At 55.9% G+C, this 25,070-nt stretch carries 28 protein-coding genes, 1 tRNA gene and 1 pseudogene; 29 read left to right on the forward strand and 1 reads right to left on the reverse strand.

From position 1 onward, the window contains the following. Nucleotides 1-154 (reverse strand): annotated as a pseudogene (locus APY94_RS14005) (RNA-guided endonuclease InsQ/TnpB family protein); the annotation flags it as partial. A gap of 306 nt (nt 155-460) precedes the next feature. Here APY94_RS14005 and eif1A point away from each other — a divergent pair. From eif1A to APY94_RS03370, 29 genes are all read left to right on the forward strand, one after another. Continuing rightward, entirely contained in the window at nt 461-835 is a 375-nt protein-coding gene (gene eif1A / locus APY94_RS03230) for a translation initiation factor eIF-1A (protein WP_058938267.1), read from the forward strand. A gap of 43 nt (nt 836-878) precedes the next feature. Beyond that, nucleotides 879-1,655, forward strand: coding sequence for a serine protein kinase RIO (locus APY94_RS03235; RefSeq protein ID WP_058938268.1), 777 nt, complete (start codon nt 879-881; stop codon nt 1,653-1,655). A gap of 11 nt (nt 1,656-1,666) precedes the next feature. Further along, nucleotides 1,667-2,413, forward strand: a complete 747-nt coding sequence (locus tag APY94_RS03240) for a KH domain-containing protein (protein WP_058938269.1) — start codon at nt 1,667-1,669, stop codon at nt 2,411-2,413. A 2-nt stretch (nt 2,414-2,415) separates the two neighbouring features. Beyond that, nucleotides 2,416-4,113 carry a DNA topoisomerase VI subunit B gene (top6B, locus tag APY94_RS03245; RefSeq protein ID WP_058938270.1) on the forward strand — a complete coding sequence of 566 codons (1,698 nt, stop codon included), beginning with the start codon at nt 2,416-2,418 and terminating at the stop codon, nt 4,111-4,113. Next, a complete protein-coding gene (locus tag APY94_RS03250) occupies nt 4,106-5,266 on the forward strand; it encodes a DNA topoisomerase IV subunit A (RefSeq protein WP_058938271.1) in 1,161 nt (386 codons plus the stop codon). The genes top6B and APY94_RS03250 overlap by 8 nt, the downstream gene beginning before the upstream one ends. Then, nucleotides 5,263-6,510: a DUF530 family protein gene (locus APY94_RS03255; RefSeq protein ID WP_058938272.1), complete on the forward strand. Its 1,248-nt coding sequence runs from the start codon at nt 5,263-5,265 to the stop codon at nt 6,508-6,510. Before APY94_RS03250 ends, APY94_RS03255 begins: the two co-directional genes overlap by 4 nt. A 4-nt stretch (nt 6,511-6,514) precedes the next feature. Further along, nucleotides 6,515-6,931 carry a DUF1699 family protein gene (locus APY94_RS03260; protein ID WP_058938273.1) on the forward strand — a complete coding sequence of 139 codons (417 nt, stop codon included), beginning with the start codon at nt 6,515-6,517 and terminating at the stop codon, nt 6,929-6,931. A 71-nt stretch (nt 6,932-7,002) separates the two neighbouring features. After that, nucleotides 7,003-9,120: an AAA family ATPase gene (locus APY94_RS03265; RefSeq protein ID WP_058938274.1), complete on the forward strand. Its 2,118-nt coding sequence runs from the start codon at nt 7,003-7,005 to the stop codon at nt 9,118-9,120. Then, nucleotides 9,117-10,520, forward strand: a complete 1,404-nt coding sequence (locus tag APY94_RS03270) for a 5-methylcytosine restriction system specificity protein McrC (RefSeq protein WP_058938275.1) — start codon at nt 9,117-9,119, stop codon at nt 10,518-10,520. The genes APY94_RS03265 and APY94_RS03270 overlap by 4 nt, the downstream gene beginning before the upstream one ends. Before the next feature lie 5 nt (nt 10,521-10,525). After that, nucleotides 10,526-11,320, forward strand: coding sequence for a DUF4129 domain-containing protein (locus tag APY94_RS03275; RefSeq protein ID WP_157065454.1), 795 nt, complete (start codon nt 10,526-10,528; stop codon nt 11,318-11,320). A gap of 61 nt (nt 11,321-11,381) precedes the next feature. Then, nucleotides 11,382-12,188 (forward strand): GTP cyclohydrolase IV, encoded by an 807-nt coding sequence (locus APY94_RS03280; protein ID WP_058938277.1) that lies wholly within the window; start codon nt 11,382-11,384, stop codon nt 12,186-12,188. A 46-nt stretch (nt 12,189-12,234) separates the two neighbouring features. After that, nucleotides 12,235-12,420, forward strand: a complete 186-nt coding sequence (locus tag APY94_RS03285) for a hypothetical protein (RefSeq protein WP_058938278.1) — start codon at nt 12,235-12,237, stop codon at nt 12,418-12,420. Continuing rightward, the gene (locus tag APY94_RS03290; protein WP_058938279.1) at nt 12,410-12,673 is read left to right on the forward strand and encodes a type II toxin-antitoxin system RelE family toxin; all 264 of its coding nucleotides are present in this window, start codon (nt 12,410-12,412) and stop codon (nt 12,671-12,673) included. Before APY94_RS03285 ends, APY94_RS03290 begins: the two co-directional genes overlap by 11 nt. 314 nt (nt 12,674-12,987) lie before the next feature. Next, nucleotides 12,988-13,311, forward strand: a complete 324-nt coding sequence (locus tag APY94_RS03295) for a hypothetical protein (protein WP_058938280.1) — start codon at nt 12,988-12,990, stop codon at nt 13,309-13,311. A gap of 49 nt (nt 13,312-13,360) precedes the next feature. Then, nucleotides 13,361-13,963 (forward strand): hypothetical protein, encoded by a 603-nt coding sequence (locus APY94_RS03300; protein WP_058938281.1) that lies wholly within the window; start codon nt 13,361-13,363, stop codon nt 13,961-13,963. Between the two features lie 152 nt (nt 13,964-14,115). After that, nucleotides 14,116-14,433 carry a hypothetical protein gene (locus tag APY94_RS03305; RefSeq protein WP_058938282.1) on the forward strand — a complete coding sequence of 106 codons (318 nt, stop codon included), beginning with the start codon at nt 14,116-14,118 and terminating at the stop codon, nt 14,431-14,433. Beyond that, nucleotides 14,430-14,864 carry a hypothetical protein gene (locus tag APY94_RS03310; RefSeq protein ID WP_058938283.1) on the forward strand — a complete coding sequence of 145 codons (435 nt, stop codon included), beginning with the start codon at nt 14,430-14,432 and terminating at the stop codon, nt 14,862-14,864. The genes APY94_RS03305 and APY94_RS03310 overlap by 4 nt, the downstream gene beginning before the upstream one ends. Continuing rightward, a complete protein-coding gene (locus APY94_RS03315) occupies nt 14,861-15,460 on the forward strand; it encodes a hypothetical protein (RefSeq protein WP_058938284.1) in 600 nt (199 codons plus the stop codon). Before APY94_RS03310 ends, APY94_RS03315 begins: the two co-directional genes overlap by 4 nt. Nucleotides 15,461-15,524: 64 nt before the next feature. Continuing rightward, nucleotides 15,525-16,292 carry a hypothetical protein gene (locus tag APY94_RS03320; RefSeq protein WP_058938285.1) on the forward strand — a complete coding sequence of 256 codons (768 nt, stop codon included), beginning with the start codon at nt 15,525-15,527 and terminating at the stop codon, nt 16,290-16,292. Continuing rightward, nucleotides 16,289-16,750: a hypothetical protein gene (locus tag APY94_RS03325; RefSeq protein WP_058938286.1), complete on the forward strand. Its 462-nt coding sequence runs from the start codon at nt 16,289-16,291 to the stop codon at nt 16,748-16,750. The genes APY94_RS03320 and APY94_RS03325 overlap by 4 nt, the downstream gene beginning before the upstream one ends. Further along, complete coding sequence (locus tag APY94_RS03330) at nt 16,747-17,502, forward strand: ABC transporter ATP-binding protein (protein ID WP_058938287.1); 756 nt, start codon at nt 16,747-16,749, stop codon at nt 17,500-17,502. The genes APY94_RS03325 and APY94_RS03330 overlap by 4 nt, the downstream gene beginning before the upstream one ends. Before the next feature lie 52 nt (nt 17,503-17,554). Next, nucleotides 17,555-18,628 carry an HD domain-containing protein gene (locus tag APY94_RS03335; protein ID WP_058938288.1) on the forward strand — a complete coding sequence of 358 codons (1,074 nt, stop codon included), beginning with the start codon at nt 17,555-17,557 and terminating at the stop codon, nt 18,626-18,628. A 33-nt stretch (nt 18,629-18,661) separates the two neighbouring features. Beyond that, entirely contained in the window at nt 18,662-18,934 is a 273-nt protein-coding gene (locus tag APY94_RS03340) for a hypothetical protein (protein ID WP_058938289.1), read from the forward strand. Beyond that, nucleotides 18,909-19,259, forward strand: coding sequence for a toxin-antitoxin system TumE family protein (locus APY94_RS03345; protein WP_058938290.1), 351 nt, complete (start codon nt 18,909-18,911; stop codon nt 19,257-19,259). The genes APY94_RS03340 and APY94_RS03345 overlap by 26 nt, the downstream gene beginning before the upstream one ends. 108 nt (nt 19,260-19,367) lie before the next feature. Further along, entirely contained in the window at nt 19,368-21,566 is a 2,199-nt protein-coding gene (locus APY94_RS03350) for an elongation factor EF-2 (RefSeq protein WP_058938291.1), read from the forward strand. Nucleotides 21,567-21,704: 138 nt separating this feature from the next. Next, nucleotides 21,705-23,099 carry an ATP-binding protein gene (locus APY94_RS03355; protein ID WP_058938292.1) on the forward strand — a complete coding sequence of 465 codons (1,395 nt, stop codon included), beginning with the start codon at nt 21,705-21,707 and terminating at the stop codon, nt 23,097-23,099. A 186-nt stretch (nt 23,100-23,285) separates the two neighbouring features. Then, nucleotides 23,286-24,572 (forward strand): translation elongation factor EF-1 subunit alpha, encoded by a 1,287-nt coding sequence (gene tuf / locus APY94_RS03360; protein WP_058938301.1) that lies wholly within the window; start codon nt 23,286-23,288, stop codon nt 24,570-24,572. Between the two features lie 51 nt (nt 24,573-24,623). Further along, nucleotides 24,624-24,932 (forward strand): 30S ribosomal protein S10, encoded by a 309-nt coding sequence (rpsJ, locus tag APY94_RS03365; RefSeq protein WP_058938293.1) that lies wholly within the window; start codon nt 24,624-24,626, stop codon nt 24,930-24,932. A 16-nt stretch (nt 24,933-24,948) separates the two neighbouring features. Then, nucleotides 24,949-25,034 (forward strand) — tRNA-Ser (locus tag APY94_RS03370). The last annotated feature ends 36 nt before the right edge of the window (nt 25,035-25,070 follow it).

Genomic DNA, 25,070 nt, shown 5'->3' on the forward strand with positions numbered 1-25,070 from the left:
TTCTCCCTTTGATGTAGGTTTGGTGGTTTGGGTTTGAGCCAGTTGGGGGTTCTCCGTTCCGCGTGTTCCTTAAGAGTGAGAAGAAGCTTCTCCAGCTTTCGGCGTTCTTCCTGCAGATTTGTTGAACTGTTGCCGAGCCTATTTCGGATTTGAATGTTCCTCTTGGGTTTTTGAGGGTTGTAGTTTTACCGTTATTGACCGCTTCATTCTAAAGTATGGTAATGTTTTTTAGGCTTTAAAATAGTTTTGCTTTCCTGTTTAAAGGCTGTTGGGCGGTTTACTGCATCCCCACCCTAAAGGACGAGGCCTTCAGAAGAAAAAAGTAACAGAAGGGCAGGGTTTTTGCGCCGTCGTGGATTTGTGCAAAAATTTTAAAAGCACATGCCTGTACTCTCGTTAGAAAATTTTTGCAAGGCTCAGGTTTATAAGGGCTCGGGCCTATTCGCTGGAGGTGATGATCATGGCGTACCACAGAGGAAGAGGTGGAAGAAGTGGGGGGAAGAAAAAGAACAGACAGGTTCAGGGTGACGAGGTCATCCGTGTTCCCCTCCCGAAGGAAGGACAGCTGTTCGGTGTAATCGAGCAGGCCCTGGGATCTGGATGGATGGATGTGAGGTGCTCCGACGGGAAGATTAGAAGGTGCAGGATACCGGGCAAGCTCAAGAGGCGCATGTGGATGCGCGTGGGCGACGTCGTCATAGTCCAGCCCTGGGACGTGCAGACCGAGGAGCGTGGGGACATAGTCTACCGCTACACCAGGACTCAGGTGGACTGGCTCCTGAGGAGGGGCAAGATAAGTCAGGAATTCCTCAGCGGTGGCGAGCTCCTGTTCTGAGCCCGCTTCTTCTAAAATTCCAGCTGCCAGCGAGTGATGGGGAATGCGCGAGGATGTAATAGAGCGCGAAATCGAGGGAATGCTGGGCCTCCGGGAGAGGCGGGAGAAGGACAGCGACCTCTACAAGATAGCCAATGAGGTATTCGACAGAACGACGAAGGAGACCCTCGCCTATCTCCACAGGAGAGGAAAGATCGAAGCCCTCTACGGCGTCATCAGCACGGGCAAGGAGGCCAACGTCTTTGCCGGCGTGGACGCCGAGGGGAACAGGATAGCCGTCAAGATATACCGCACGTACACGACCGAGTTCCGGCGCATATGGGAGTACCTCGCAGCCGACCCACGCGTCGGCTACCTGCCCAAGGATATGCGCAAGCTGGTCTTTGTGTGGACCCGGAGGGAGTTTAAGAACCTCCAACGGGCGATAAAATATGCGGTTCGCGTTCCGGAACCCGTGATCTTCCGCAACAACGTCCTCGTGATGGAGTTCATCGGGGACGAGCTCCCCGCACCCCGCATCAAAGACGTCGAGCGTTCGCTCGAGCCTTCGGACTTTGAGGAACTTTATGACTTCACGATGGGCGTCATCGAGAGGCTCTGGAAGCGCGGGGACATGGTGCACGGCGACCTGAGCGAGTACAACATACTGCTCCACGACAGGCCCGTTGTGATAGACTGGTCGCAGGCGACGGTGAAGAGGAACAGGATGAGCGTGGAGCTGCTCAGAAGGGATCTGAGGAACGTCATAAACTACTTTGGGCGGAAAGGCGTTGATGTTGATGATTTCGACGATAAGTTCCGTGAGCTGGTTGGGGTTTAGAGGGTGAGAGCATGGACGAGTTTGAGAGACTGCTGAGGAAGTATGAGCGGATAGACAAGGACGGCCGGCCCACCCGGGGCGGTCGCGATGAGGAGATCACCTACGCCGCGGAGGGCGAGCAGGAGGAGTTCATAAGAATCCCCCGCGACAGGGTTGCCGTCGTCATAGGCAGAAAGGGGCAGACCAAGAGGGAGATAGAGGAGAGGACCAAGACCAAGATAGAGGTGGACAGCGAGACCGGCGAGGTCTTCATAACCTCCACCGAGGAGACCGCCGACCCCTTGGCCGTCTGGAAGGCGCGTGACGTGATAATGGCCATAGGCAGGGGTTTTTCCCCCGAAAGGGCGTTCCGGCTCTTCAACGAGGGGGAGGTCCTTGAGGTCGTTAACCTGACGGACGTGATAATCGGCAACGATAAGAACGCCCTTCCCCGCATCAGGGGAAGGATAATCGGAAGGAGAGGAAGGACGCGCGAGATAATCGAGGAGATGAGCGGTGCGGATGTGAGCGTTTACGGAAAAACCGTCGCGATAATTGGCAACCCAATCCAGGTCGAGGTTGCCAAGACCGCCATAGAGAAGCTCGCCAGGGGCTCCCCGCACGGCGTCGTTTACAAGTACCTCGAGCGCAGAAAGAAGGACCTTGAACTCGAGAGCACGACCTACTACGAGGCCCTTGAAGGGGAGCCGGGCGATTTCGGGGAGAACTACGAGGGCCCCGATGAGGACTACGATGACGAAGACTTTTGGGAGGACTGAATATGGCCGAGGCGAATCAGCTGTTTAAGGAGTTCAAAATCCAGAGTGTCAGCGAGTTCTTCAGACGGAACGCGGCAATGCTCGGCTACACGGGCAAGATACGCTCCCTCACCACGGTGATCCATGAGGCAGTGACCAACTCACTCGACGCCTGTGAGGAGGCGGGTATACTTCCCTACGTCCGTGTTGAGATAGAGGAGCTTGGAAGGGAGCACTACAAGGTCATAATCGAGGACAACGGACCAGGAATCCCCGAGAAGTACATAACCCACGTCTTTGGTAAGATGCTGGCCGGTACGAAGGCTCACAGGAACATACAGAGCCGCGGCCAGCAGGGTATTGGTATAAGCGGCGCCGTTATGTTCGCCCAGATAACGAGCGGAAAGGCAACGCGCGTCATCACCTCCACGGGCGACGACAGTATCATCGAGGCATGGGTTAAGATAGACGTTGACAGGAACGAGGGCAAGATTGTGAAGAAGGAGAAGCACCCCAACCCAAAGGGCTGGCGCGGCACCAGGATAGAGCTGGAGGTGAAGAACGTCCGCTACGTGCGCTCAAAGCAGGGCATCTACTGGTACCTCAAGCTCACCGCGATAGCCAACCCGCACGCCCACATAGAGCTCATTGAACCGGACGGGAAACTCATAGTATTCCCGCGCTCCAGCGAGGACGTTCCCGAGCCCCCGGTGGAGATGAAGCCCCATCCGCGCGGCGTCCTCACCGATGACGTTTACAGGATGGCCAAGAAGACGAGGAGGAGTTCCGTCAAGCGCTTCCTCGTTGGGGAGTTCTCAAGGATAAGCGACAAGAAAATCGACGAGCTCGTTGAGTACATCGCGGCGCTGAGGCTCATAAAGACGGAGGACGACAAGAACGTCCAGGAACAGCTCTACGAGAGGCTCATGAAGGGCGAGGTAAAGGCCGTCCTGCGCTCGTTCAAGGGCTACATGAAGGTCGTAAAGCAGGTTGCGAAGCTCATGGACAAGCCCCCCGAGAAGCTGAGCTGGCACGAGGCGGAAGAGATAGTCGAAGCCTTCAGGTACATGAAGTTCCTGGCCCCTCCAACCCACGGCCTCAGGCCCATAGGCGAGGAGAACATAGAGAAGGGCCTCACCAACATCCTCAAGCCGGAGTTCGTCACCGCGGTCACCAGGTCGCCAAAAGTCTACTCCGGAGGTATCCCGTTCCAGGTCGAGGTCGGCCTCGCTTACGGCGGTGAGATTCCCGGAGGTTTCGAGCTCCTCCGCTACGCCAACCGCGTGCCGCTGCTCTTCGATGCCGGTTCCTGTGTGACGACGCTGGCGGCGCGCTCCGTTGATTGGAGGCGCTACAAGGTTGATGACCTTGACCGCGCCCCCCTCGTGCTCATGATAAACGTCATCAGCGTTCACGTTCCGTATACCGGCACAGGAAAGCAGAGCATAGCCAACGTGGAGGAGATTCAGAACGAGATAAGGCTGGCGATAATGGACGCGGCCAGGAGACTTCAGACCTACCTCAGCGGAAAGCACCGCAGGCTCCACCAGGCCAAGAGGAGGAGGACCTTCGAAAAGTACGTGCCCGAGATAGCGAGGGCCCTGAGCGTACTCACCGGGGAGCCCGAGGAGGAGGTTAAGAACTACTTCCTGTCCTACATAGAGGGCCACTTCGCGGCCAAGGAGGCAGGTGGGGCGGAGGAGGTGAGCGAGAATGCCTAAACCCAAAGCAGTCCGGCGTGAGAAGCCGAGGGAGCGCTTCAGCTACGACCCGGCCAAAGTGCTCACCAGGCTCGAGGAGTACGGAAAGAGAATCCTTGAGGACATAAAGATCGGAAAGAACCCCTACTTTGACATCCCCATGCGCGGCATCGGCAACGTTTACTTCGACGAGAAGAGGCGCGTCATCAGGATGGGCGACAAGCTCTCAAGGCGCTACTTCCTCAACGTTGCCCACGCGAGGAAGTTCATGCAGACGCTCCTCATAATGGCCTACGTCAAGCGCCTCGTGAGCGAGAACAAGCACGCGAGCCTTCGTGAAGCCTACTACGCCAACAAGCACACCATCCCCGGAACGAAGGAGAACACCTTCGAGGACCAGCGCGAGAGCGACCCCATCATAGAGGACCTCGAGAGGATGATGGGCGTCCTGCGTGAGGAGATGCACCTCACGGCGGACAGGCGCGGCTACATCTACGGTGACATAGTCATACGCGATGGCGAGGATGAGTTCAACACCAGCAAGCTCGGTATGGGCGGCTGGGCCGTCCCGGGAACCGTCGAGCACCTCCAGTTCGTTGAGGTCAACGTCGACTACGCCCTGGTCGTCGAGACCGCCGCTATGGCCGACCGTCTCATCGAGGAAAAGTTCCCGAAGAAGGAGAAGGCCCTCATCATAGCCACCCAGGGACAGGCCTCGCGCGGTGTCAGGAGGCTCATCCACAGGCTCCACTACGAGGAGGGCCTGCCGATTATCGTCTTCACCGATGGCGACCCCTACGGTTGGTACATCTACTCCACCATAAAGCAGGGCTCCATCAACCTCGCCTACCTCAGCGACAAGCTCGCAACACCGGAGGCGAAGTTCGTTGGAATGACCATGGATGACATAGAGCGCTACGGCCTCAAGAACGTCACCGAAAAGCTCAAGGGAATCCCGCCGAACAAGAAGGGCGGCCCGACGGCGGATTACAAGAGAATCCTGGAGGAGATGGAGTACCCGTGGTTCCAGAACAGGGAGTGGCAGAGGCAGCTCAAGATGGCGATCAAGATGGGGGTCAGGATAGAGCAGCAGGCCCTCGCCAACAAGAGCCTCGAGTTCGTCGCGAAGAAGTACCTCCCCGAAAAGATAAACAACGGTGAGCTCCTGCCATGACGACGACTGAAGAGCTCGTCGCACAGGTTAACAAGATACTGGACGATATCGGGATAGACATGGACGGGTTATTCGAGACCTTCGACATCCCGTCCATCTCCTTCCGTTTAAAGGAGAACCTCTCGCTCCTTCAGGAGCTTGAGGACGACCTCTCAAGGCGCGTGGGTGAGACCACACCCTCGGCCGGATTCTCGGACAAAAAGAACAAGGACCCCCACATCCAGTGGATATACAAGAAGAAGCGCAACCGCGTCCTTGCCCTTGAGAGGCTCCGCTCGGCCATAACAGCCCACAAGATGGCCCTCGCACTCATATCCGCCAACTACACGTTCCTCATGGGGAAGAAACTCGTGAGCCTCAGGGAGCTCACAAGGGAGAACGTCGAACGGATCAAGGCCGTTCCCAACCCTATTCAACTCGGGCGCGTTGAGGTTCTTCCCCACCTTGCCTACTCCGGCGACGTCCTCCGTCTGCTCGCCAGGGAGAGCGTGGACGTCAGGGAGTCGTTCAAGTTCATAAAGGGCAAGCTCCGCGAGAAAGGAACCGTCAGGAACCGCGGGATCAGGATAGAGGTCGAGTACTGGGAGAACAACCGGCTGAAGAAGGCCCGCCTCGACCTGCCCACGGATGCGGACATAGAGGCTGAACTCCGCCAGAGGTACGGGAGGCGCTTCCGCTGGCGCGTGCTGAGCTTCGTCAAGACGCGTGGAGTGCTCATAAACAACCACTACACGGTTGACAACCTGGCCCTGGCCTACTCCATCCTCGATCCTGAAAACGGCGCCAGGAAGCTCGGCCTCGACCTCTTCCGCTACTACTTCCTGACCTCCGAGAACGAGAGGGAGGGCCTGGGCCTCTATCCGGACATAAGGCTCTGCATCGACTGCCACTATTCGATATTTGACCTTCCCTTCGCCGACGAGAAGGGATTCAGAACGGGCCACGGCAGCATGCTCCTCATAAGGAAGTGCGAGATGGAAAAGGCCCTCGTGGGGAGGAGGAAGGACATAGCCAACGTTCCCAACCACCTCCTTGGGGGGGTGCTCCTCTACGGGATGAGCGAGTACAGCGAGGACAAAGTCGCGGAGCTTCTCGGCATTCAGGCCGACGAGCTGGTTGAGGCCGTGAAGAAGTTCGTCATCTCCGGCCTGCACAGGAGGCTCTTCGCCGACACAAAGAAGTTCGAGAAGTTCATGCCCAAGAGCGACAAGGCCAAACAGTTCCTGGCCCTCCTCCAGGGGTGAGGGTATGAGGGTGGAGATAAAAGCGCGCAACAACGCCGAGCTGATAACAAAGCTCAGGGAGTCCCTGAACGAGGAGGTTACTGAGGTCTACATCAACCTCCGCCCAACGAAGGAGATACTCGTCAGGATACTCGAGCGGGCGCCCAACGTGCGCAAAATCTCCTGCCCACCCAGCCTCTACCCCAAGGTCTCCAAGAGGGTCATCGCCGCACTCGCCCAGATGGGCATAGAACTCGTCCCCGAGGGCTACCCCCGCGGAAGGCCGCGGAAGTACAACGAACGCACCATCCGGGAGGTCCAGAACCTCCTGATGAAGGGGGTGCCCGCCAAGGAGATAAGCACCCGCATGGGCATCCCCCTGAGGACAGTTTACTACCTCGTTGAGCAAACCGAGAGGAAATCTAATCTTAAGGGTACCTAAACCTCTCCACCCTGCCGTTTTTCTGCCAAAGGTTTATATACCGGGATTCCTAGTTCCTTTTGGTGGTCGTAATGGCGGATATAGAACCTCTGAGAAACTCCGTTTACTCCATAAACTCATTCCTGAAAGCCGAGTACAATGAATTCGGCTTCGTTATCGAAGAAGCGGCCATAACCTCGATTGGAAGCCACATAGCGATCGTGGTGAGGCTTGAAGATGACTCTAGGTTCCTCCATGTTTTTGACATAGAAGGGGCCATCGTTCCCGGGTGGGAAAGAGGGATGCCCATTCCCTGCGCCGATGAGGTTGTTCTCCTTCCCGGAAAAAACGAGTTCGTCGTTTTCACGAAATGCATCCCTGGAAGGGTGGTTATCTATCCAGTCACTTTACAGGGGTCTGAAAAGGAGTCCAGTGTGATAGAATTTTCAAAGCTACCCCTATACGTAAGCTTTACCCCCAACGGGCGGGTCATAGTTTTTGGAGACCCGCACCTGGATTACCTCTCACCGGAGGGGGTTGAAGTTGTAAGACTTCCCACTCCTGCCGATGGGTATGCCTACCTTCACTCAATCACCGATGATAACGATTCGGTCTATGTCCTTCACACGTGGAAAGCCGAAGGTGGACACGAGCTCAGGGTGGGTAGAATAACCCTGCCCCTGTTCCCGTACTACACACCCCGTCAGTTCTGGGAGGGGATGGAACTTCTTGCAAGCACCAGGGTATCCCCAAGCGGTAGGAAGACCGTTGGGGACCTGTACATTATGGAAAACGGGTCCTTTGTTTCGGTTCTTGGAGCCAAGGGGAGTCGGGAGCTGATCTTTCTCTCCCCGCAGAAAAGGGGGAGTATTCTTCTACCCGGCGAGCTGATCTACCTGAGGTTTACCTCCAGGGGGCTGTTTTTTATATTCGGGGGATACAGAGGAGGCATAAACGCTGGAGTGGTTCCTCTGGAACGTCTCCTTGAGGTGAGGGAGCTAAGCAGGGACGATTTTGAGGGATTTTTCTCGCTTGGAAGATACGTCCCGGGCGTCGTGGATCCCAAGTACGCCGGGATCTCCGACGACTGCAGGGTTCTCTACTTCGGAAGAACTGCATACCGGGCGATGGGGCAGAGGTTCTACTACTACCTCCGCAGGGACGTGGACTACCTCTACGGGATACACTGGGATACCGGCGGCGGGATTCAGTGGGAGGAGATGGCTTCCCCGGAATCAGAAGAAATCGGAGCCGAAGTGGAGTCCATAAGGGCCCTGTTGAGGAAGTTCAGGCAGGTTATACTCTACGGTCCCCCCGGCACCGGAAAGACGTACCTGGCCAGGAAGGTGGCTCTTAAGCCGGAGTTCGTCTCATTCCATCAGTCCTTCAGCTACGAGGACTTCGTTGAGGGCTTCCGACCGACGAAGGGAAGCGACGGGGTGGTTTACGACGTCGTCGATGGCATCTTTAAGAGGATCGCGATAGAGGCGATCTACGACTCCCTCCCTGGAAAGTTCAGGAAAAAGAACGCCACGTATGGGGAGATGAAAAAAGCGGTTCTCGGGTTCCTTGAACAGAGAAAGGCCGGAGAAAACCTAAAGCTCACACCGAGGAGAGAGTTCTACCTAGTCATAGACGAGATAAACCGTGGAAACATCAGCAGGATCTTCGGAGAGCTGATAACCCTTCTCGACCCCGACAAGAGACTTGGCGGCCCGAACGAGACGATAGTCAGGCTTCCGTACTCAGGCGAACTTTTCGCCGTTCCGCCCAACCTTTACATCATCGGCACGATGAACTCGGCCGATAGGAGCATAGCCCTCCTCGACATAGCCCTAAGGCGCAGGTTCGCGTTCTACGAGGTTCTTCCGAGGCCGGAGCTGCTGGCTGGAATGGAGGTCGGCGGGGTGAACCTCGAGCACCTCCTATCGCGGCTGAACGCCATAATCGAGAGGGAGAAGGGCAAGGACTACACCATCGGCCACGGCTACTTCCTGGATATAGTCTCATCTGAGAACCCCGAGGAGGACCTCTACCTGGTGTTCTACCACAAGATACTGCCCTTCTTCCAGGAGTACTTCTACGGGAGCTGGGAGCAGCTGGGGTCGTTCTATCCCGGATTCGAGTTCATAGACGACAGGGGCAGGATAGTGATGATGGACAGGGAGTCCTTCATGGAGGCCCTTCGCCGGCTGGTGAGGGCGGAATGAAGAGGATAACCCTCTACGAGTTTCAGAGGAAGTACCTCAGCACGGTCCATACCGAGGGAGTGGACGTAACTCCGGAGAGCCTTCAGAGGTTCTTCGAGGCTATAAACGGGCTTTACGGCAGGGGGCACGAGGTTTTGAGCCTCAGGTACGACACCCGGAGGAGGGAGTACTACATCAAGGCCCACGGCAGCGTGGGCTTCGCCTACCACCTGGGGAAGCCGGGCTTCATGATCCAGGTTCTCCCGAGGCCCTACAAACGCGACCCCGACGAGGCGCGCTCCCTGCGCTTTTTTCTCAGCCTGATGAATCTCAGCGGCGGACTGGGGCTGGGAAGGCGGGAGATAGAGGAGGCGGTATCGACATACGCCCGCGGTGAAGGAGGCGTTCACGAGCTCTTCCTGTATCTCTACGTGTACCTTCTGGGCAGGGAGCTCTTCCACGGTCTCTACCGGGAGTACTCCGAGGTCGAGGAGGAACTCCAGACGATACGGGGAAGGATTCTCCTCTCGCGCCTTGCCAGAAGGCCTCCCCTCGGCAGGGACGTTCCGGTGAGGCACGCGGTTCTCGACGTGGACACCGCCCTTAACAGGGTCCTGAAGGCGGCCCTGGAGGTGGTCGTGGAGGTTTCAGCGTGGGAGGGCATAGCCAGGGCCGCGGAGGCTCTGATTCGATACTTTGCCGACGTTGGTCCGCTCAGGCCTGAGGACATAGAGAGGGCCACCTTCAACCCGCTGAATGAGAGGTTCCGGCCGACCTTCCACCTGGCGACCATGATACTCACGGGATTTGGGAAGCTTTCCCGTGGGGGCTTCACGGCTCCGGGGATATTCATAGAGATGGACCGCCTGTTCGAGGACCTCGTTTACCACACGGTCCTGACGGCCCTCTCAGGGAAGGGACGGGTCCACAGGCAGCAGCCCCTGCCGCCGATCGTCAGGGGTGCCGCGGAGATAGAGGCCAAAATGGACGCGGTGTTCACCTTCGGCCCCCCGAGGCCCGACATCTTCGTCCAGATGCCCGATGGCAGGTGCATTCTGGAGGTGAAGTACAGGAACCTGAGCGTGAAGATGGGCGACACTTGGTGGCGCAAGCTCGTCAGGAGCAGCGGGGAGCTCTACCAGGTGTACTCCTACTCCCGCATCTCCGGCGGCGGGGCACTCATCGTCTACCCGAAGCTGAGGGGGCAGTACAACGAGTGGCTTCCCGACATGTTCGATGAGAGAGTCGAGACCTTCAGCTTCTTCGACGGCACGCCCCTTGGAATCGTCGGGTACGAACTGTCGCACATTGGCAGGGACGTGCTCATAGCGCGCAGGGGGGTGGTCCTCGACGGAAAAATCGCGGGAAACGTCAGGAGGCTTCTCGAGTCTGTGTGCGTGATGAATGGAGAAAAGGTTTAAAGCGGGTGCCCATTACTTCCACCGATGGGCATGATCAGCGGAAAACTGCGGCGCTCCCCATGTTTGCCCTCGCGGTTACTTTCGCCCTCATCCAGTCCTCAACCGTCCACGGCGGCACGACGGCCTTTAACTTCGAGTGGTACTTCTTCCTCTCCGCACTCTTCCTTTTCGGTGCCGCGGGCTACGTCGTCAAGCTGGCCATCGAGGGCCGTCTCGGCGCACACGGTGTGAGGAACAGGAAGAGCAACCCTCTGGCAGGGATAATAACGCTCATTGCTATGATGGTCGCGGTTTATCTGCTCTTCTTCAACAGAAGGCCGGAGAAGCTGGTGGAGGGCGGGGAGGTAGGCAGGACCCTCGAGGGAGTCTGGTACAACGTCACCTCGGGCGATTTCGTGGTGGTGTGGAGGCAGTTCCCGGGCTGGGCCTACCTGATCCCGTTCAGTCTCTTCATCGTCATCGTGCTCACCGCCAGGAGGGCGAAAAAGGGCCTGCCCGTTCCGGAGGTCAAGTTTGAACCTGAACTTACCTACGACGCCATAGAGGGAATCCCCGCGGAAAAGGTTATCCGAATGTACAAGAACGTGGTCGCGGGCCTCGTGGAGAAGGGCTACCCGTACCAGAGTAGCTGGACCCACTGGGAGCACGAGGAGAGGCTGAAGGAGATATTCCCCGACCTCAAGGACCTGGACGTTCTTACCCGGCTCTTCGAGAAAGCCAGGTACGCCGAGAGATTGAGTGATGGGGACGTCGCTGCCGCCCGCGAGAGCTACGACAGACTCATGGAGTTCCTCAGGTAGCGGGTAGCTTTAAAAGGGGCCGCGGTTAGAACCACCTAACTAAAAAGTGAGGGTGATGCTAATGCCGATATTTGAGACCCAGGAGGAGACCCCGAAAATAAAGGAGCGCCTTCACCGTGTAGGAATCACCAACCTGCGGAGCGTTGCGAAGATAAACTGGAAGGGGAAGGTTTACACGTTCCTCCCGCTCTTCGAGATAACCATCGACGTCCCCGAGGAGAAGAAGGGAATCCACATGAGCAGGCTGGTCGAGAGCATAACCGAGGCCATGAGCGAGGCGGTTGAGGAGGAGGTCCTCAAGACCCACACCTCCCTGGAGGAGCTTGGAAAGTGCATCATCAAGCGCCTGGAGGGTAAACACCCGCACAAGCGCGCGGAGGTCTGGATCAGGACGCACCTCATAATCCCCAGGGAGACCCCCGCGAGCAAAAGGCTCTCCTACGAGCCCTACGACGTCGAGGTCGGCGTAATTAAAAACTACGACGGCTCCTTCGAGAAGGTTCTCCGCGTTAAGGTCATCGGAAACACCGCCTGTCCCCACGCCATGGCCAACAACAACGGGAAGACGCACATACAGCGCGCTGTTGGGGAGCTTGAGGTCAGAGCGAATTTCGACGAGGAGATACCCCTTGAGGACATGATAGACGTCGTTGAGAGTTCCTTCAGCCACCCGACGTACACGCTCCTCAAGACCATCGATGAGAACGCCGTCGTTCAGGGGATGCACGCCAACCCCAAGTTCGTCGAGGACGTTGCCAGGGAGATATTCGCCAAGGCGAAAGAGAGGTTCAACGGAAAGATTCACGTGAGGGTCATCAGCAACGAGAGCATCCACAAGCACGACGTTATCGCGGAAACATGGAGCTGAGGGAAAAGCTTTTTACAATTTTTCCATAACTCCAAACGGTGGGAGTATGGGCGTCTCCATCAACGAAGTCCTTCATCGGATAGACGAGATAGAACGGTTCCTGCGGGAGCTCATAGAGGTCAACCTCCAGCTCATTGAGGAAGTTGAGCCTGAGGAGTGGGAGGAGGAAGCGATAAAAGAGCGCAGAGAGGACGACTTCGTTGAGTGGGACGTGGTAAAGCATGAGCTTTGAGAACAAGGTTCTGATAAGCAGAAAAGCACTGAAAGAACTTTCCCTGGTGCTCGAAGCTGAAAGGGAGCTTCTCAAGGATCGAATATCAAAGCTCGCCTTCTTCCCTCTCGCTCGTCTGGACGTTCAGAAGCTTAAAGGTTATACCAACGTCTACCGCCTCCGGGTTGGAGAATACAGGGTAATCTTTGAGTACGACAAAAAGGAGCGCCTTGTAAAGGTTCTGAAGGTTGGCAAAAGGGAGAACGTGTACTGAGACATTGTCCCACGGCAATCTTGGTGGGGAGGTTGGGTTCGAGATTCGATATTTTTCTGGCATCTTTGTTCCCCGTGATTTTTCACCGATACAGCACTATTTGTCAAGTTAATCCAGCAAGTGTTTATAACTGAGTTATTGATTTGGCAAACATCGACCAAATGTGTGAGGTTATGCCACCATTTCCCCAATCTTCCCGATTTTTTTGGAATTTGGCATTCAACTTAGAAGTAAAATTTAAATACAGAAGTAATAGTACAAATAATCGCCCGAATGGACGTATCAACAGCCCCTCGGGCAGGAGGGTCGGCACCATGAAGAAGCTGGTTGCAGTGCTGTTCGGCCTTTTAGTAGTGACGGCAGGGTTCGCGGCAGCGACTCAGTGGGCTGTTACTTCGGTCAGAGGATACAACAGCGACTCGTATGGATACTCTTGGACAGAGATCGGGGTTAAGTATGATGTCCAGCATCCTTACACCAACTACGACATCACATACAGACGCGGGGGAGGAGGAGCGTACCCCGGACACATATTGACAAAGATTAGAGTCATAGCCGAGCCAAATGGTGCTGAGACTATAGTGTACATCGATGGTCCACACACGGTTACATCGTCTGCTGGATGGCCTTATATTTAATTCCTTTTTTCTTATTTTGTCCCTAAATGTTCAACTCCAGGTGATCACGATGGCAAAGGCAACTCTTTCAATTCTAGTGTCTATAATGCTAATCTTGAGCGTAGGCCAGTATGCCCTAGCAATCCCTTACTGGGCTGGTAACGCTTCCCTCACCTACGAAGCAACATACTATGCCCCGTATGTTGATTATCGCCTTTCACAGGGAGACAGGCCGGAGTGGATAACAACATCCATCCTGGTCTACAACTACTCGGATGTGCTTTACATAATTAAAACCTACGGATCAACAATACTGAAGTTCCATCTGAAAGGAGATGGCCGGTTTGTGGACGTTACAGCTGAGATAATCCTCAAGAATGTTAACGTGAGCGCCTTTCTACCCCCGGGCATTTCTCCTCCTTCATTCTGGGACGAATCAAAGGTCATATCCATGAAGACCGTGAATAGTCATTACCCTGGATTCGAAGACTGGAAGTGGTATATTTTCCATCTCAGGGAGCTCACAATAGCCGGGAAGTACAGGATACGGGTTAATGACAGCATTGTGATAAAAGACGGCACCGTTTACGGCCATACGATGCTCTGGGACGACCCCATGAGCCCCCTTATCAACGGCTCCCCTTTTCAATCCACCCCCTCAGCACAAAAGTAAAGAGCGTTCAAATTGACAATGATAATGTTTTCAAGACCCGGAACATAACAATTGAACCCCCCACCAAGCTCGTGGTCACGACACCCTACTCCTACAACCTAACCCAACACCTGAGGAAGGACTTTCTGATTGAGAATAACCCATACTCAGCGATGATTTTCAGGTTCGATGCCTCCAGAGGAATCCTTCTTTCAACGTTTCAGGAGGCGCCCGATTTCTGGGCACTAGGCGTTCTGAGCGCAAGTTTCGTCGATGAGTACTCTCTGTACCATGTTGAAGTTAAAGGTGATAACTTCTACCTCACGGGACTCGTATTAGAGAACTTCACAACAAAAGTTGAGAGTTCGGAAGAAGATATCCACTACCCACGCACCAAAACGGAGCTTAAGTGGATGTTCTATGCAAGCATTGTAACACTAGTTGGGGTTTTAGTATGGAACCTGAAGCTGTTGAGGGTGGGCAGGCAATGAGGCGGGCGTTAAAAGCTGCAGTCCTGACCCTATTGATGCTCCTGGAGCCTCCATTGACCATCGCAACCCCATACTGGGTCAAGCCTGGAGTCTACATCGAGTACGCAGCCCACCGATACGACCCCTACTTTCCCCTCGTCACCGGCGCCCGGCCGGAGATGGTTCGCACGGCAATGCTCATCTACAGCGTAAACGGCACTCTGTTCAGAATAGAAGCCCACAACGACACCAGGGTTCGCTTTGAGTTCCTTGGAATGGAGGACGGTTTCCTCTTAGTTCGTGGGACGATAGAGATGGAGAACGTCACGGTCACGTCAATAGGCTTAAACTCCACCAAGTTCCCAAAATTCTGGGACGACGGGGACGTAATCTCAGAGAAGCTCGAAAAGAGCCACGATGTTGGTTCCTCGACTGCGTGTGGCTCAAAGTGAAACTGAAGAAACTGGTTCTGACCGGGAAGTACAGGATAAGGGTGAACGACAGCGCCGTGATTGGTACGGACGGGATACACTACGGCCACACTTTCCTGTGGGTGGACACCTCGAACCCGCCAAAAACTGGGACGGTTTTTTCAAAGACCGGGGACTTTGAGATTACGTTCTCCGCGCTAAGATCCATCAACAAGTCCATGACGACCTACTATGGGCAGTTTGGGCCTCCACTTGCTTCCCTTTCCACCAACTTCACCAAGGGCGACGTATCCTTTGCCCAGCGTATAGACGGCAGGAGAAAGTACACGCTGTTGGACATTTCGCTCTATGGGTCAGGCCCCCCGCTTATATACGACCCCTCAACGGGGATTGCCGTTTATCCGGACACCTTCGGCATGGCCCCATACGCGGACTTCATGGCCCTGGGTATTCTGTGGGCCCAGTTCGTGGACGAAAAGGCCGCTTACCAAATGATGGCCGAGAAGGATGACTCCTGGGGCTACGGCCTTGTCCTTTACGACACAAACGCCGACTTTGAGGCTGTCGAAGAGGTTCCGTTTCCCCGCCCGGAGGTCCCGTCCGAATACGCCTACTAAACCTCCATTGGGCTCCTCGTCCTGGTGTCCGTCATCGCCGTTGCCAGAAGAAGGAGGTGATGAAATGGGAAGGCTGTACACCCTCTTCCGCTGGGAGATGAACGACCTGATAAAGGCAATCCTGCTGTTTTTTGGGATACTGCTGGCTGGAATGTCAATGAAGCAGTCCCTCATGGGGGTTAACAATTCCATGGGTTTCGCCTCGGGAACGGATATACAGCTCTTTGGAGCCTCGCGTTCCACCGGGGTGTCAACCGCCATCCAGGGACTCCTTTCACTCGACGACGTCTGGACGCTGCTGAGCTTCCTTGTCCTGCTCCTGGGTGCCCTGACCTTCCGCTACGACAGGGACAGCGGCGTGGCGCGTTCGGTATACTCTCTGCCCTACTCGAACGACGAAATCTTCGGCGTCAAGCTCCTTTCTTTCCTCGTCTACGGGTTCCTGATGGTTCTTCTGCCCTTCGCGTACATAGCCCTGACGACCTACGCCAGCATAGCGGGCTACCTCCCGGAGATAACCTCGAACTTCCTTGGAGATGCACTGCTCCTCCTCGCCTTCTTAGTGCTCTACATGATATCGGTCGCCACACTGGTTTCTCTCGCCTCTCCCAATGCCTTCCTCGCCTTCATGGTGGGCTTCGCGGTGATATACGCACCCAGAATCCTGGGAAACTCCAGCATGCCCCCACAGCTCTTCATAGATGCCATCTCACGGAGCGGCAGCACCAACTTCACACCCTTTACAGCGCAGTACCTCGGCTGGGGCCTGCTGGTTCCGCTGGCACTCTTCGCACTCTCGTGGGTTCTCATCAGGAGGAGGGATGTGGTGTGAGGTTCTGGGCGGCTCTGCTCGCGGCGATGCTGATGCTCACCGTCGGCTCACTCTGGGTCTACCACAGCTATGAGGACAGGGTTGGTTCGATAGGGCCGGTTTTCCTCTCGCCAGTAGAGCAGCAGGGAAACGTAACCAGCCTCAGCACAGTGACGGCACATACACCCACCAGCTCACTTGTTGAGACCTCCTGCAACGGCAACGGAATCGTTGAGGTCTACGACGTCATCACGGGAAAACTGGTGGACAGGCACGCCGTCTACAGCCACGCGAAGTACCAGCTCGTTCTCCCGAGGGAAGGAGACTACCTGATAATCAACAATGGCACGGACAAGGTAACCTGCTCCTTCCGCTTCATCAAGAACTACCCGACTGAGGAGGTTCAGAACGCTCTCTATATTAGCGGCTCCGTTTTTGCACTCCTGCTCGCTTTTGTGGTGTGGAGGTGGGTCAAATGACGCTGATAGAGGCTAAAGAACTCAGGAAGATCTTCGGCAGCATAAGGGCGCTCGACGGGGTGACCGTTGAGATTCCAGAGGGAATAACCCTCATCCTCGGTCCCAACGGCGGCGGGAAGAGCACGTTCCTCAAGCTGGCAACCGGGGTTTACAGGCCCACGAGCGGAGAGATACGGGTGTTCGGGGAGAGACCCTGGAACAACGGAAAGCTGAAGGCCCGCTTTGGTGTTGCCTACGACCCTCCAGCGTTTCCCCAGTTCGTGACGGGAAGGGAGTGGCTCACACTGTTCGCGGAGAGCAAGGGCTTTAGCGAGGAGGATGCCGAAAGGGCCGCGGAGCTCTTCGACGCGAAATCTTTCCTGGACAAGAGGATAACCGGTTACTCCTCAGGAATGCTCAAGAGGCTTTCACTCGCCCAGGCCTTCGTCGGGAAGCCCGAGCTGATATTCCTGGACGAACCTCTGGCGAACATAGACTTCGACAGCATGGAGAGGGTCATCGAGATAATCGAGGAGATGAAAGAAAAGACGAACTTTGTGATAATCAGCCACATCTGGGAGCCGCTCATACCAGTGGTGGACTGGGTGGTGGTCATAGGAAACGGGAAGCTCGTCCTGAGCGGAAAGGCTGAAGAGGTCCAGGAAGAAGTCGAGAGGCTATTCAAACCGCGCATAAGGCGCTCAAAAGGGGGAGGGACCCCGGAGGATCCCTCCCGTGGGCAGGAGGGTCGGCAGACCCCTGCCAACGACTGAGTTTTCAAGGACTACATTTATTAATTTTTCCTCCCACTTTGGCGTGATGAAGGTGAAGCTCGTCCACGACCCCATACACGGCGGCATAGAGCTGGATGACTTCGCGGTCAGGCTCGTCGATACGCCGGAGTTCCAGCGCCTGCGGAGGATAACTCAACTAGGACTGGCATATCTTGCCTACCCTTCAGCCCGGCACACCCGCTTTGAGCATTCTTTGGGAACATTTCATCTTGCGAGGAGGGTGAGGGGCTATAACCCCGAGATAGAGGAGGGGGCCCTCTACGCCGCACTGCTCCACGACCTCGGCCATTATCCCTTCTCCCACACCCTTGAAGCGCTTTATCCAAGGCACGAGGAGAACACACGGTGGATACTGAAACATGGGGAGATTGGGGACGTCATCCGCGAACGCTATTCCCTCGGGGAGTTTTTCAGACTCCTAAAGCACCCGCTCGTGAGCGGCGACATCGATGCAGACAGGATGGACTATCTGGTGAGGGACGCATACTACACGGGAGTTGCCTTCGGACTGGTCGACATGGACAGACTCATCAGAAACCTCAACTGGGACGGTGAAATGCTCGTAGTGGGCGAGAAAGGAATCATAGCGGCCCAGAACCTTCTCTTGGCGAGAAGCATGATGTACCCGACGGTCTACCAGCACCACACATCCAAAATAGCGAGTGCGATGCTCGTGAAGGCTGTGGAGCTTGAGGGGATTTCATACGAAGAAATCCGGACGATGGACGAAATCGATCTAGTCTCCAGACTTAGAGGGGATGAGAAGCCTGAAGTCCGGGAGCTTATTGGGGCCATAGACGACAGGAGGCTCTACAAGCGTGTCATCTATACCAGTGAAGACCCTGGAGAGGAGGTCGTTAGAGAACTGAAGAAGGAGCTTGAAGCGGAGTTCGGCCACTTGGCGATAGTGGATTATCCACCGAAGCCGAAGTTTGAGGAGAAGAACGCCTTCGTTGAGGTTGGAGGGGAGCTTAAGCGGTTGAGTGAAGTCTCGCCTCTCGTCCGGGCGCTGGTTGAGCTGAAGGACACTCACTGGCGCTGGGGTGCCTACGCGAGGGAAGATGTGGTGGGGGAGGTTGAGATTCTCCTGAAAAAGCTTTTTTAGACCTTTCCCATACCAACTATTGGGGCGAGAAGCGTGAGTGAGGTCGTGGTTACCAAGGACGAGATAATCATGTACGAGAAGCTCAAGCTGATCTCGGAGCTGGCACCGATACGTGAGAGAATAGCCGAGTTCGAGAGGAAGTATGGTATGAGCTTTGAAGAATTCGAGGAAAGGCTGAAGGGGGAAGAAGAAAGCTTTGAAGCGTGGGACGACTACATAGAGTGGAAAGCTTACGTTAGAAAGCTCAGGGAACTCCAGGAGAAGCTTAGGGAGATCGAGAATGCTCAGGGAGTTAGAGTTGCTTGAGAAGAGCGAAATCATCGAGTCTTATGAGATACTCGACTACAAAGAAGGCCGGGACTTTTATTTTCTAAAGATCCGTGCCAAGTTGATCGATGGTAGCGTTCTGCACATCCGGGAGTTTGTTTCTGATGAGGAGTACAACTACTCCTTCCAGTGGCAGAGGAACGGCGAGTTGATAATACGATGGGACAATGCACCGCGCCACCGAGATTTACCCACTTTTCCACATCACAAGCACGTTGGGAGTGACAAAAACGTGCTCCCATCTTCTGAAATCACACTGGAGGAAGTGTTGAAAGCCATCTCGTCCCGCATCCAAAACCCTTAAGTAGTTTGAACGCGTTCCCGCGCTGCCGCTTCTCAACCGGGAAAAGCTTTATAACCGCACCTTTTAAGTGAGAGGTGAACAAGCTCATCAGGTTAGAAGGTGGTGTAAATGGGAAGAAGGGAAGAGATGGTTGCGAAGATTAAAGAGCTCATGACCCAGCCCGAGAGGATCAGGAACATGGGTATTGCCGCTCACATTGACCACGGTAAGACGACGCTGAGCGACAACCTGCTCGCCGGTGCCGGAATGATCAGCGAGGAGCTTGCCGGAAAGCAGCTCGTCCTCGATTTCGACGAGCAGGAGCAGGCGAGAGGAATCACCATCAACGCGGCCAACGTTTCGATGGTTCACACCTACGAGGGCAACGACTACCTCATCAACCTCATCGACACCCCGGGTCACGTTGACTTCGGTGGTGACGTTACCAGGGCAATGAGAGCCATAGACGGTGCGATCATAGTTGTCGACGCCGTCGAGGGTGTCATGCCCCAGACCGAGACCGTTCTCAGGCAGGCCCTCAGGGAGTACGTCAAGCCGGTTCTCTTCATCAACAAGGTCGACAGGCTTATCAAGGAGCTCAAGCTCGGTCCGAACGACATCCTCCAGAGGTTCGCCAAGATCATCACCGACGTCAACAGGCTCATCAAGAAGTACGCCCCGGATGAGTTCAAGAACCAGTGGTTCGTGAAGGTCGAGGACGGTAGCGTTGCCTTCGGTTCAGCCTACTACAACTGGGCCCTCAGCGTTCCCTACATGAAGAAGACCGGCGTTTCCTTCAAGGACATCGTCGAGCTCACCAACAGCGGCGACCTCAAGACCCTCAGGCAGAAGGCCCCGCTCCACGTTGTGGTTCTCGATATGGTCGTTAAGCACCTGCCGAACCCGCTCGAGGCCCAGAAGTACAGGATACCGCACCTCTGGAGGGGTGACGTCGAGAGCGAGGTCGGCCAGGCCATGATGAACTGCGACCCGAAGGGCAAGATGGTCATGGTCGTCACCAAGATAATCCTTGACAAGCACGCCGGTGAGGTTTCAACCGGCCGTGTCTGGAGCGGTACCGTGAAGACCGGCCAGGAGGTTTACCTCATCAACGCCAAGAGGAAGGCCAGGATCCAGCAGGTCGGTATCTACATGGGTCCCGAGAGGGTGAACATGGAGGCCGTTCCGGCCGGTAACATCGTCGCCGTCACCGGACTGCGCGACGCCATGGCCGGTGAGACCGTCTCCCAGGAGCAGATCGAGCCGTTTGAGGCCCTCCACTACGCCAGCGAGCCGGTCGTTACCGTCGCCATCGAGGCTAAGAACGTTAAGGACCTTCCGAAGCTCATCGAGGCCCTCCGCCAGCTCGCCAAGGAGGACCCGACCCTCCACGTCAAGATCGACGAGGAGACCGGCCAGCACCTCCTCAGCGGTATGGGTGAGCTCCACCTCGAGGTCAAGCTCGTCAAGCTCAAGGAGGACTGGAAGCTCGACGTCGATGTCAGCCCGCCGATCGTCGTCTACCGCGAGAGCGTCAGCAAGATCAGCCCGATAGTCGAAGGAAAGTCCCCGAACAAGCACAACAGGTTCTACATCACCGTGGAGCCGCTTCCGGACGAGATCTACCAGGCCATCCACGAGGGACTCATCCCCGAGGGCAGGCCGAAGGACCCGAAGGCCGTCGCCAAGAAGCTCGCCGAGCTCGGTATGGACTACGAGGTAGCCAAGGGCATAGTTGACATATACCACGGCAACATATTCCTCGACAACACCAAGGGTATCCAGTACCTCAACGAGGTCATGGACCTCCTCGTCGACGGATTCCACCAGGCCATGGACGAGGGTCCGCTCGCCAAGGAGCCGGTCATGAAGGTCATGGTTCGCCTGCACGACGCCAAGATCCACGAGGACAACGTCCACCGCGGTCCGGCCCAGATCTACCCAGCCATCAGGAGTGCCATCCAGTGCGCCATGATGAAGGCCCAGCCGATCCTCTACGAGCCGTACCAGAAGGTCATCATCAACGTGCCCTACGAGTACATGGGTGCCGTCAGCAGGGAGATCAACCAGAGGCGCGGCCAGCTCATCGACATGAGGCAGGAGGGCGAGGTCATGATCATCATCTCGGAGGCCCCGGTCGCCGAGATGTTCGGATTCGCCGGAGCCATCCGTGGTGCCACCAGCGGAAGGGCCCTCTGGAGCACCGAGCACGCCGGCTTCAAGAGGGTTCCGGGAGAGCTGGCCACCAACATCATCAGGCAGATCAGGCAGAGGAAGGGTCTCGACCCGAACCCGCCGAGGGAGCAGGACGTCTGCCCGCAGCAGTGAGGGCTTTCCGCCCTCTGAACTTTTCTCTTCTCTTGTCTTGGATTTTGGAAGGCTGATTGGTCTTTTCCAACATGATGCACATCACTTTCAGCGTCTTTCGCGAAACTCTTAAATAGTTGAAGCACGAGTATTATACTCATGAGTAGACAAACTTTCGTGGACAGGGAGAGGGAGCTTGAGTTTCTGGAGAAGAGATACCGCAGTGACAAAGCCGAACTGCTCATTATATACGGTCGCAGGAGGATTGGGAAGACCGAGCTGCTCCTCCAGTTCGCTCGGGACAAACCCCATGTTTATTTCCTCGCAACGGAAAAACCGTACCATGATAATCTCCGCGAGCTTCAAAAGCTCCTCGCAGAATTCCTCGGCGATGAATTATTCAGCAGAATCTCTTTCCACGATATTGATGAGCTTCTGATGGCCTTTGCTGAGAGAGTACGTGATGAACGCGTTGTCCTAGTGATTGACGAGTTTCCCCTGCTTATAGAACGCTATCGGCCGGTTCTCTCGCTCCTTCAGAGAGCATGGGACTTGAAGCTCTCGAAGGGCAGAATAATGTTGATTCTCTGCGGTTCGAGTGTTTCAGCCATGGAAACGGAGGTTTTGGGTTACAAAAGCCCGCTCTACGGAAGACGGACCGGGCAGTGGCGCTTAACGGAGATTCCCTTCTTCTACATCGGTGAGTTCCTTCCTGGCTATTCGATCGAAGACCTCGTGAAGGTCTGGGGTGTGGTGGGAGGGATTCCGGCTTACCTCCTGAAGTTCGAGCCTGGGAAGGACTTTAACGAAAACGTCGTTGACAACGTCCTCTCAAAGAGTGCCTTTCTCTACGAGGAGGCCGAAATACTCCTGAGGGAAGAGCTCAGGGAGCCGGCCAACTACTTCGCGATACTCGAGGCGATAGCGGGTGGGAGGAATAGATTTGGGGAGATTGTGAACGCAACCGGGCTCGACAAGAGCCTCGTTTCCAAGTACCTGGGCGTCCTCCGGAGGCTTGGAATAGTCCGGCGGGAGGTTTCCGTCACCGCAACGGCCAAAGAAGCCAGCAAAAGGGGACTCTATTCCATAGACGACAACTACTTCTCCTTCTGGTTCAGGTATGTCCTCCCGAACAGGAGCTACCTTGAGGCTGGACTGGCGAAGGACGTCTGGGAGCGTTCGCAGAAGGATTTCAACGCCTATATGGGTTCGGCCTTCGAACGACTTGTTGGAAGTCCGGAGGTTTTCATCGAGCTCACCGGCTTCCACTTCACGAAACTCGGTCGCTGGTGGCACAGAAGGGAGGAGATTGATCTCCTCGCGTTGAACGAGCGCGAGAAAAAGGCTTTGTTCGTTGAGGTGAAGTGGAAGGACTTGAGCGAGAGGGAAGCGCGGGGGATTTTGAAGGACCTGGGGAGGAAGGGCGAGTTGGTTGGCCTCGAAGACTGGAAAAAGCACTGGGGGCTGGTTGCCAGGAAAGTTGGCGGAAAGGAAAGGTTGAACGCCGAAGGCTGGCGGGTTTGGGATTTGGCCGATTTTAAAGTGCCGTCCTGAAAATTAACAAATTCCCGTCCAAAACCCATTAGTTAACTTTTTAAACCCGCTTCGTAAGTTAAGCACGGAACTCGTGAGGCCTCCCCGATAAATGGTGGGTTTCCCGCCCGAGGGGGCCGAGGTTCGAAAGATTTAAAAAGCCATCCTAGTCAATCGGACTAGACCAAAGTTTGGAGGTGTATGGAAATGGCTAAGGAGAAGCCGCACATTAACATTGTCTTTATCGGACACGTCGACCACGGAAAGAGCACCACCGTTGGAAGGCTCCTGTTCGACAGCCAGAACATTCCGGAGAACATCATCCAGAAGTTCGAGCAGATGGGTGAGAAGGGTAAGTCCTTCAAGTTCGCTTGGGTCATGGACAGGCTCAAGGAGGAGCGCGAGAGGGGTATCACCATCGACGTTGCCCATACCAAGTTCGAGACCCCTCACAGGTACATCACCATCATCGACGCTCCGGGCCACAGGGACTTCGTTAAGAACATGATCACCGGTGCCAGCCAGGCTGACGCCGCCGTTCTCGTCGTTGCCGTTACCGACGGTGTCATGCCGCAGACCAAGGAGCACGCCTTCCTCGCCAAGACCCTCGGTATCAACCATATGATCGTCAGCGTCAACAAGATGGACATGGTCAACTACGACGAGAAGAAGTTCAAGCAGGTCGCCGAGCAGGTTAAGAAGCTCCTCATGATGCTCGGCTACAAGAACGTCCAGGTCATCCCGACCAGCGCTTGGGAGGGCGACAACATCGTTAAGAAGAGCGACAAGATGCCCTGGTACAACGGCCCGACCCTCTTCGAGGCCCTCGACCAGATACCGGAGCCGCCGAAGCCGACCGACAAGCCGCTCCGCATCCCGATCCAGGACGTCTACTCCATTAAGGGTGTCGGTACCGTCCCGGTCGGCCGTGTCGAGACCGGTGTCCTCAAGGTCGGTGACGTCGTCATCTTCGAGCCGGCCTCAACGATCTTCCACAAGGCCATCCAGGGTGAGGTCAAGAGCATCGAGATGCACCACGAGTCCATGCCCGAGGCCCTTCCGGGTGACAACATCGGATTCAACGTCCGTGGCGTTGGTAAGAACGACATAAAGCGCGGTGACGTTGCCGGACACACCAACAACCCGCCGACCGTCGTCAGGCCGAAGGACACCTTCAAGGCCCAGATCATCGTCCTCAACCACCCAACAGCTATCACCGTTGGCTACACCCCGGTCCTCCACGCGCACACCCTCCAGGTTGCCGTCAGGTTCGAGCAGCTCCTGGCTAAGCTCGACCCGAGGACCGGCAACATCGTCGAGGAGAACCCGCAGTTCATCAAGACCGGTGACTCCGCCATCGTCGTCCTCAGGCCGACCAAGCCGATGGTCATCGAGCCGGTCAAGGAGATCCCGCAGATGGGCCGCTTTGCTATCCGTGACATGGGCCAGACCGTCGCTGCCGGTATGGTCATCTCCGTTCAGAAGGCCGAGTGAAGGCCTTCTCTGACCTTTCCTTTACTTCCTTAATCCTTAGGAGGGACGGAAATGCAGAAGGCAAGGATTAAGCTTGCGAGCACGGACATTAAGGCCCTCAACGAGGTCACCGACCAGATCAAGCAGATCGCCGAGAGGACCGGCGTCAGGATGAGCGGGCCTATACCGCTCCCGACCAGGAGGATCAGAATCACCACCAGGAAGAGCCCGGACGGAGAGGGCACCGCCACCTTTGACAGGTTCGAGCTTCGCGTTCACAAGAGGCTCGTCGATATAGAGGCCGACGAAAGGGCCATGCGCCAGATCATGCGCATCCGCGTTCCGGAAGACGTCACCATCGAGATCGAGCTCATCTCCTGATTCCTCTCCTTTATGCGCCGGGGTAGCCTAGCCTGGGAAGGCGCTGGCCTGGAGAGCCAGTGGGCTCTGCCCACCAGGGTTCAAATCCCTGCCCCGGCGCCATACAAACTTTGCCTGCGCAAAGTTTGATCAAAGTTT

Source organism: Thermococcus celericrescens (genome assembly GCF_001484195.1).
In the GTDB taxonomy this organism is placed as follows: Archaea; Methanobacteriota_B; Thermococci; order Thermococcales; family Thermococcaceae; genus Thermococcus; species Thermococcus celericrescens.

Excerpts from the sequence above, each read along its gene's own strand:
- eif1A (WP_058938267.1), top strand. The coding sequence starts at position 461 with ATGGCGTACCACAGAGGAAGAGGTGGAAGAAGTGGGGGGAAGAAAAAG.
- APY94_RS03235 (WP_058938268.1), top strand. The coding sequence starts at position 879 with ATGCGCGAGGATGTAATAGAGCGCGAAATCGAGGGAATGCTGGGCCTC.
- APY94_RS03240 (WP_058938269.1), top strand. The coding sequence starts at position 1,667 with ATGGACGAGTTTGAGAGACTGCTGAGGAAGTATGAGCGGATAGACAAG.
- top6B (WP_058938270.1), top strand. The coding sequence starts at position 2,416 with ATGGCCGAGGCGAATCAGCTGTTTAAGGAGTTCAAAATCCAGAGTGTC.
- APY94_RS03250 (WP_058938271.1), top strand. The coding sequence starts at position 4,106 with ATGCCTAAACCCAAAGCAGTCCGGCGTGAGAAGCCGAGGGAGCGCTTC.
- APY94_RS03255 (WP_058938272.1), top strand. The coding sequence starts at position 5,263 with ATGACGACGACTGAAGAGCTCGTCGCACAGGTTAACAAGATACTGGAC.
- APY94_RS03260 (WP_058938273.1), top strand. The coding sequence starts at position 6,515 with ATGAGGGTGGAGATAAAAGCGCGCAACAACGCCGAGCTGATAACAAAG.
- APY94_RS03265 (WP_058938274.1), top strand. The coding sequence starts at position 7,003 with ATGGCGGATATAGAACCTCTGAGAAACTCCGTTTACTCCATAAACTCA.
- APY94_RS03270 (WP_058938275.1), top strand. The coding sequence starts at position 9,117 with ATGAAGAGGATAACCCTCTACGAGTTTCAGAGGAAGTACCTCAGCACG.
- APY94_RS03280 (WP_058938277.1), top strand. The coding sequence starts at position 11,382 with ATGCCGATATTTGAGACCCAGGAGGAGACCCCGAAAATAAAGGAGCGC.
- APY94_RS03285 (WP_058938278.1), top strand. The coding sequence starts at position 12,235 with ATGGGCGTCTCCATCAACGAAGTCCTTCATCGGATAGACGAGATAGAA.
- APY94_RS03290 (WP_058938279.1), top strand. The coding sequence starts at position 12,410 with ATGAGCTTTGAGAACAAGGTTCTGATAAGCAGAAAAGCACTGAAAGAA.
- APY94_RS03295 (WP_058938280.1), top strand. The coding sequence starts at position 12,988 with ATGAAGAAGCTGGTTGCAGTGCTGTTCGGCCTTTTAGTAGTGACGGCA.
- APY94_RS03300 (WP_058938281.1), top strand. The coding sequence starts at position 13,361 with ATGGCAAAGGCAACTCTTTCAATTCTAGTGTCTATAATGCTAATCTTG.
- APY94_RS03305 (WP_058938282.1), top strand. The coding sequence starts at position 14,116 with ATGATTTTCAGGTTCGATGCCTCCAGAGGAATCCTTCTTTCAACGTTT.
- APY94_RS03310 (WP_058938283.1), top strand. The coding sequence starts at position 14,430 with ATGAGGCGGGCGTTAAAAGCTGCAGTCCTGACCCTATTGATGCTCCTG.
- APY94_RS03320 (WP_058938285.1), top strand. The coding sequence starts at position 15,525 with ATGGGAAGGCTGTACACCCTCTTCCGCTGGGAGATGAACGACCTGATA.
- APY94_RS03330 (WP_058938287.1), top strand. The coding sequence starts at position 16,747 with ATGACGCTGATAGAGGCTAAAGAACTCAGGAAGATCTTCGGCAGCATA.
- APY94_RS03345 (WP_058938290.1), top strand. The coding sequence starts at position 18,909 with ATGCTCAGGGAGTTAGAGTTGCTTGAGAAGAGCGAAATCATCGAGTCT.
- APY94_RS03350 (WP_058938291.1), top strand. The coding sequence starts at position 19,368 with ATGGGAAGAAGGGAAGAGATGGTTGCGAAGATTAAAGAGCTCATGACC.
- APY94_RS03355 (WP_058938292.1), top strand. The coding sequence starts at position 21,705 with ATGAGTAGACAAACTTTCGTGGACAGGGAGAGGGAGCTTGAGTTTCTG.
- tuf (WP_058938301.1), top strand. The coding sequence starts at position 23,286 with ATGGCTAAGGAGAAGCCGCACATTAACATTGTCTTTATCGGACACGTC.
- rpsJ (WP_058938293.1), top strand. The coding sequence starts at position 24,624 with ATGCAGAAGGCAAGGATTAAGCTTGCGAGCACGGACATTAAGGCCCTC.